General features: G+C 41.3%; 7 protein-coding genes and 1 pseudogene. 6 read left to right on the top strand and 2 right to left on the bottom strand.

The features are described 5' to 3' along the window. Positions 1-202 (bottom strand): annotated as a pseudogene (locus LC574_RS25270) (1,4-beta-xylanase); the annotation flags it as partial. Between the two features lie 284 nt (positions 203-486). On the opposite strand from LC574_RS25270, the gene LC574_RS25275 reads away from it, so the two are divergent. The 6 genes from LC574_RS25275 (at position 487) to LC574_RS25295 (ending at position 4,943) form a co-directional block, all read left to right on the top strand. After that, a complete protein-coding gene (locus tag LC574_RS25275) occupies positions 487-1,062 on the top strand; it encodes a TetR/AcrR family transcriptional regulator (RefSeq protein WP_229456290.1) in 576 nt (191 codons plus the stop codon). Between the two features lie 160 nt (positions 1,063-1,222). Next, a complete protein-coding gene (locus tag LC574_RS25280) occupies positions 1,223-2,509 on the top strand; it encodes an ABC exporter membrane fusion protein (RefSeq protein WP_229456291.1) in 1,287 nt (428 codons plus the stop codon). A 55-nt stretch (positions 2,510-2,564) separates the two neighbouring features. Continuing rightward, complete coding sequence (locus LC574_RS25285; RefSeq protein WP_229456292.1) at positions 2,565-2,900, top strand: DUF2834 domain-containing protein; 336 nt, start codon at positions 2,565-2,567, stop codon at positions 2,898-2,900. Between the two features lie 12 nt (positions 2,901-2,912). Beyond that, positions 2,913-4,079: an ABC transporter permease DevC gene (devC, locus tag LC574_RS25290; protein ID WP_229456293.1), complete on the top strand. Its 1,167-nt coding sequence runs from the start codon at positions 2,913-2,915 to the stop codon at positions 4,077-4,079. A gap of 28 nt (positions 4,080-4,107) precedes the next feature. Then, the gene (locus LC574_RS38250) at positions 4,108-4,242 is read left to right on the top strand and encodes a hypothetical protein (RefSeq protein ID WP_267871675.1); all 135 of its coding nucleotides are present in this window, start codon (positions 4,108-4,110) and stop codon (positions 4,240-4,242) included. Then, positions 4,191-4,943, top strand: coding sequence for a DevA family ABC transporter ATP-binding protein (locus LC574_RS25295; protein ID WP_229456294.1), 753 nt, complete (start codon positions 4,191-4,193; stop codon positions 4,941-4,943). The genes LC574_RS38250 and LC574_RS25295 overlap by 52 nt, the downstream gene beginning before the upstream one ends. A gap of 90 nt (positions 4,944-5,033) precedes the next feature. Here LC574_RS25295 and LC574_RS25300 read toward each other — a convergent pair. Continuing rightward, on the bottom strand, positions 5,034-5,249 hold a 216-nt coding region (locus LC574_RS25300; RefSeq protein ID WP_229456295.1), incomplete at its 5' end, for a phosphotransferase.

The following is a 5,249-nucleotide window of genomic DNA, read 5'->3' on the forward strand; positions in this document are numbered from 1 at the left end:
CACTAGAAATTGCTGCGCCATAACGCTTTCCAATGGCGGCAGCTAATTGCCGAAGGGGATAATTTATACTTGTATAATTTACTACATCACGATTCGTGCTGTGTTCTTCTTTTTGCTTATCCTTTTGTAAAAATCCCATAGTCAATAACGCGGAAAGAGTAGTATATCCTGCTCTTGTTAAAAATTTTCTCCGATAAGGCATAAATTACACTTAATAAAAAACACAACACATTGATTATTATTTTACCGAATAAAAATATATTAGTTATTATTTTACCCTTATTCACCCAATATATACGGGTTTTTGCCCAAAAAATATCATAATCTTATACTAAGTGGCAAATATGAAGATTGATGAGTATTACATCTAGCGCAAAATTAGGTTAAACTATAACGCATGTTCGATTTAAATCAACTATTTTACATGCCAGTAGCAAAGATGCTATTATTATATATAACGACCATTCGATATAAATAAGTCCAATCATGCCTAAGATTGTTGACCATGAGCAATACCGTAAAGAACTGCTTGACAAGTGTTTTGATTTATTTGCCCAAAAAGGCTATGCTTCCATCACTATGCGTCAAATTGCTGAAGGATTAAGGGTTTCTACTGGTACGTTGTACCACTATTTTCCTAGCAAACAAGCTCTGTTTGAGCAATTAGCCCAGGAGATTTGTGAGCAAGATTTAAGTGCAGCATTAGCTGAACTAGAAGGAGCGCAAACGCTAGAAGAGTCAATGGAAGCATTAGGAAGACACTTAGTGAAAAACGAAGATTACTTCATTAAATGGACTTACATTTGGATTGATTTTTGCCAACATAAAGATTCTAAAGAAATATTAAAAAATAGCGTTTTTAAGCTTAATAATCAGCGTTATCACGAGGCAACTTGTAATTTTTTGGGTATTCAAGATTCGGTATTAGCTTCCTTTGTCTTGAGCTTTGTAAACGGTTTAATTCTGGAGAAGTTATGGGGTGATGAAACGATTGATTTTATGGAACAATGTACATTATTAGGCAAAATGCTGACGGCATATTTGCCGCAACATACAGCATAAATAAAAACTAAAACGGACTTTCTATCAGGTTTTGAGAGCTAGATTATGTATCTCATGCTTGTTGTATAACTGCTGGATGTATAATAATTAATCTGCCTTTTTTTGATAAAAGCTGACTCATTTAATATAGATAAAGTAATTTTTGAGGAGAGCAAAAGAGATGGTTCAAAAGCTGTCAGAAAAAGCTTCTAAGAAAGGGTTAATTACATTAGTAATTGCAGCTACTGCAATTACGGGTGGAATTGTTGTTTATGGGATTTCTCAGATTGGGTTTGGTCAAACTGAGAAATCAGAGCCAATAGAAACCACGTCCAACATTCAAAAAGTGGCTGCATTAGGACGGCTAGAACCAGAAGCAGAGGTAATTAGCTTGTTTGCGCCCTTAGCATTGGATGGCGATCGCATTGCCAAAATCCTAGTTAAAGAAGGCGATCGCGTTAAAGCCGGACAGGTGGTAGCAATTTTAGACGCACGTGATCGCTTGCAAACTGCTGTACTACAAGCCCAACAACAAGTCAGAGTTACTCAAGCTAAACTCGCTCAAGTGCAAGCAGGAGCAAAAGCAGGAGAAATTCAGGCCCAGCAGGCAAGCGTTGAACGTCTCCAGGCCCAATCCCAAGGAGATAAAACAGCGCAACAGGAAGCGATATTCCGCATAGAGGCACAGTGGGAAGGCGACAGAATAGCGCAAGAGGCAACCATTAAGAAGCTAGAGGCAGAACTCAAAAATGCCGAAGCCGAGTATCAACGTTATCAGCAGCTATACTCCCAAGGAGCAGTTTCTAATTCTTTGTATGACAGCAAAGGCTTAACCGTAGAAACTGCCAAACAGCAAGTAGACGAAGCCAAAGCTGTTCTCAACCGAATTAACACCACTGCTAGCAAAGAACTCGCCGAAGCCAAAGCAGCACTCGCCCGCACTAATGCCACTGGTAGCAAACAAGTTAGTGAAGCTAAAGCCACACTGACTAGTATTGCAGAAGTCCGACCTGTAGATGTTGCCGCAGCCAAGACAGAAGTCGAAAATGCGATCGCCACACTCAAACATGCCCAAACCGAGTTGGTGGGTGCTTACATCAAAGCACCGATGGCGGGACAGATTATCAAAATTCATACGCGAGTCGGAGAAAAAATTAGTGATTCTGGTATTGCAGACTTAGCGCAAACAGAGCAGATGATGGCAGTAGCAGAAGTTTATCAAACTGATATCGGTAAAGTGAAACTAGGACAACAGGCAGTGATTAGCAGTCAGGCATTTCTCGGTGAACTGCGAGGAACCGTTGCCCAAATTGGCTTGCAGGTAAATAGACAAAACGTTTTCAGCAACCAGCCAGGGGAGAACCTTGATCGCCGAGTGATTGAAGTGAAAATTCGCCTTAATCCTGAAGACAACAAGCGAGTTGCAGGTTTCACCAACTTACAGGTACAGACAGCAATTGAAATATAGAGTTGTTGTTCATTGTCTCGTGTATTCCAACATTTTTTATAGAGGGAATTCAATCATGGTTAAAGTCATATACCTTCTGCTTTGTATACTTGGCTTCGTTCTACCTTACTCCCAGTTTGTTCCATTTGTCTTAGAGCATGGTCTTGATATAAAGCTGTTTTTTGAACAACTCTTTGCCAACAAAATTTCTAGTTTTTTTGGCATGGATGTTATTGTTTCATCGCTAGCCCTCTGGACATTTGTATTTTGGGAGGGGACACGTCTAAAAATGCAAAATCTTTGGGTTTATATTGCCTGTAATCTTTTAGTTGGTGTTTCTTTAGGTCTTCCCTTATTTCTTTTCATGCGAGAGCGCCAGCTTGAACAGCAAGCTGACATACTTGGTTATTAAGGGGTTTTCAAAATGTTTTCCAAACTATTTCGTAAAACGCCGCTAGCATGGCGGCAGTTAATGAAAGAAAAAACCCGTCTGGCTGTTGCAGTCGCAGGTATTGCCTTTGCCGATATACTGATGTTCATTCAGTTGGGATTTGAAAGTGCGCTTTTTGATGCAGCTGTGAAACCTCATCGCAATTTACAGGCAGATTTGGTTTTAATTAATCCCCAATTTCAAACTCTGTTTTCTGTAAAAAACTTTTCTAGAGAACGACTATATCAAACATTGGGTTATGACGGTGTTCAGTCAGTGAATTCTGTCTACATTAACACCGGAGAGTGGCGAAATCCCGAAACGCGTCTTGATCGCGCTATTTTAGTTTGGGGTATTGATCCGACACAACCCGCATTCAAATCGCTTGAAATCAAAGAAAACCAGCAGCACCTCAAACAGTTGTATCAAGTTCTGTTTGACCAGGCAGGTCGTCCAGAATACGGGGCAGTTGGCGATATCTTTAAGAAAACAAGCAAATTTGAGACGGAACTGAATAATAAATTCATCTCTGTTAAAGGCTTGTTTACTGATGGTGCCTCCTTTGCTGCCGATGGTAATGTCATCGTTAGTGACTCTACCTTTCTGCAACTATTCTCAGATAGTAAACCCGATCGCATCACAGTTGGATTAATCACGCTTAAACCAGATGCCGATCCAGAAAAAGTGCGATCGCAACTTGCCGCCGAGCTACCCAAAGATGTCAAAGTCCTAATTCCAGAAGAGTTTGCCCAAATCGAAAAAAAATACTGGGAAACTGGCACTAGCATTGGTTTTATTTTCGGTTTAGGTACAGCAGTTGGGTTCATTGTCGGCATCGTCATTGTCTACCAGATTCTTTACTCAGATGTCTCAGAACACTTGCCAGAATACGCCACCCTCAAAGCAATGGGATACACCGATAACTATCTCTTGGGAGTTTTAATTCAAGAAGCATTGTTATTAGCTATCTTAGGTTTTCTTCCTGGATTCATCCTTTCTTTTGGATTGTATCAAGTCACCTACGCTGCGACGATGCTTCCTATTTTTATGAAAATGGAACGGGCGATCCAGGTTTGGATTTTGACAGTGATCATGTGTAGTGTTTCCGCGGCGATCGCAATGCGGAAGTTACGATCTGCTGACCCTGCCGATGTTTTTTAAAGGGGGCATTGGGCATGGGGCATGGGGCATGGTTATTCTCCTTGTCCCCTTGTCTCCCTCATCTCCCTCATCTCCCTCATCTTCCCAATGCCCAATGCTTTATAAAATCCTATGTTGCAAAAATCTTTACCAGAAAATTCCAACTCAACACTTTCTGTTTTAGAATCTGTGATTTCTATCAGTAATCTTAACCACTATTTTGGTGAAGGTGGGCTTCGCAAACAAGTATTATTCGATATTAATTTAGAGATTAACGCTGGTGAAATCGTTATCATGACTGGCCCCTCTGGTTCGGGGAAAACCACCTTGTTGACCTTAATGGGTGGATTACGTTCTGCTCAAGAAGGTAGTCTCAAAATCTTAGGGGAGGAAATTCGTGGCGCTAAAAAGCTGCAATTAACTAAACTTCGCCGCCAGATTGGCTATATTTTCCAGGCTCATAACTTGATGACTTTTTTGACAGCGAGAGAAAATGTGCGAATGTCTTTAGAGTTGCATGAGGATTTTCTGAATCAGGATATTGATGCTAAAGCGATCGCTATTTTGGAAACTGTCGGTTTAGCAGATCGTGTAGATTACTACCCAGAGAAACTATCTGGAGGACAAAAGCAAAGGGTTGCGATCGCTCGTGCTTTAGTTAGTCATCCTAAAATTGTTTTAGCAGATGAACCCACTGCTGCACTCGACAAAAAATCTGGGCGCGATGTTGTAGAAATAATGCAAAAGCTAGCCAAAGAACAAGGTTGTACGATTTTGCTAGTTACCCACGATAACCGCATCCTCGATATTGCTGATCGTATTATTTATATGGAAGATGGTCAGTTGAAGACCGATGGCACAGAATCTACCACAATAAGCAAGTAATACCAATTCGTAATTTGCAAAAATCCATGAATAAAGAATCGCCTCAATTCATCAACCATATTGTTTCAAGTTTGCGGTCAATTGAGGGAATTACAGCCGTCTCATTGGGTGGTTCACGGGCACGGGGATGCCGCGCTGCGCCAGGTGCTTCATGAGGTGCAGGTAAAACGGCAGCTGCTCGAACGTCAGCCGTTCAAACAGCGTGAGCACGTATTCGCCTTCGGTGGTGGTGGCGAAATAGTTGGTGTTCTCGATGCCGCCTTCAATGCCGCGCAGCTCAAGCAGCTCGCCAAGTTTCAGCTCGCC

The sequence above is a fragment of the Nostoc sp. CHAB 5715 genome, from assembly GCF_020829685.1.
In the GTDB taxonomy this organism is placed as follows: domain Bacteria; phylum Cyanobacteriota; class Cyanobacteriia; order Cyanobacteriales; family Nostocaceae; genus Nostoc.

What these genes read in the sequence shown, in the direction of transcription:
- LC574_RS25275 (WP_229456290.1), top strand. Translation starts at nt 487, where the DNA reads ATGCCTAAGATTGTTGACCATGAGCAATACCGTAAAGAACTGCTTGAC.
- LC574_RS25280 (WP_229456291.1), top strand. Translation starts at nt 1,223, where the DNA reads ATGGTTCAAAAGCTGTCAGAAAAAGCTTCTAAGAAAGGGTTAATTACA.
- LC574_RS25285 (WP_229456292.1), top strand. Translation starts at nt 2,565, where the DNA reads ATGGTTAAAGTCATATACCTTCTGCTTTGTATACTTGGCTTCGTTCTA.
- devC (WP_229456293.1), top strand. Translation starts at nt 2,913, where the DNA reads ATGTTTTCCAAACTATTTCGTAAAACGCCGCTAGCATGGCGGCAGTTA.
- LC574_RS38250 (WP_267871675.1), top strand. Translation starts at nt 4,108, where the DNA reads ATGGTTATTCTCCTTGTCCCCTTGTCTCCCTCATCTCCCTCATCTCCC.
- LC574_RS25295 (WP_229456294.1), top strand. Translation starts at nt 4,191, where the DNA reads ATGTTGCAAAAATCTTTACCAGAAAATTCCAACTCAACACTTTCTGTT.